The 968-nt window shown below is 58.6% G+C and carries 1 protein-coding gene; it reads right to left on the minus strand.

The features are described 5' to 3' along the window. Positions 1-694 precede the first annotated feature (694 nt). Positions 695-968, minus strand: a 274-nt coding sequence (locus AC1D1L_RS33685) for a tetratricopeptide repeat protein (protein WP_477345839.1), incomplete at its 5' end; no start/stop codon positions are given.

The following is a 968-nucleotide window of genomic DNA, read 5'->3' on the forward strand; positions in this document are numbered from 1 at the left end:
CGGTCCGCGTGGGTATCAACTACCACTTCTGAAGCGGGCTTCCCGACTTCAAGCGGCTGTAGCGGCCTACTCGTGATGCTTTGGCCGTCGCCACCGGGCGCCGTTCATTCGGTGGTCGGTCCTTCCACCTGAAGGCCTAGTGGGCACTTTTTGTTCGGCTGAAAGCGCCGCCACACAGTCTTCCAGAATTGCCAGGCGAAGCCGAAGCCACTTTAATTCTTGGCCGACTTGCGCCAGCTTTAACATGCCGCGGCGGTCGCAAAGTTGTCGTGTCCCCAGCTGGAGCAGAGCCTTGGGCACCGTCGCGACCGCGCATCGACAACACGCTGCTGAGAGCCCTCGTCCAGGCATACCACTGGCGGCATAAGCTGGAATCAGGGCAACACGCTACGATCAGCGAACTCGCCGCAGCTAAGAAACTCGACAGGTCGTTCGTCTCCCACATGCTTCGACTGACGCTCTTGGCGCCGGACCTGGTTGAGGCAATCCTCGACGGGCGACAGCCTCCTACGATGCAATTGCAGACGTTGGTGCGCGGGTTTCCCGCTGAGTGGGAGCGCCAACGACGCAATGCCTGCTGGTTGTGATTGTCCGGTTTCGACCCACGCGGGTGAACGTTGCCATCGGTTTCGCCAATCGGAACGAGCACAAGGAGCGCCATTTTTCGCCCTTCAAGGCCAGCGCGCGCATTCACTCATTCTGGCAGTCCTGCCTTGCGCAAGTTCTCGCGAAGATGTTCCAGATCGCTGGGATTTTTGTAAGGCGTCATTTGGGGGCCGGATCTCGAAACGATTGTGGCTGATGGGTCCATTTGCTTGATCCGCTCCACGGCTTCCCTCGCTTCGATCATATTCCCCAATGCGGCATGGCTGGCTGCCAAATAGACCCAGCGGTACACCGTGTCGATTGTCATTAGGCTACGCAAAGCCGTGACTGCTTCATGGTATTGTCGGGAGTCGTAGTAAATC

The sequence above is a fragment of the Mesorhizobium sp. P2_D6 genome (assembly GCF_056404315.1).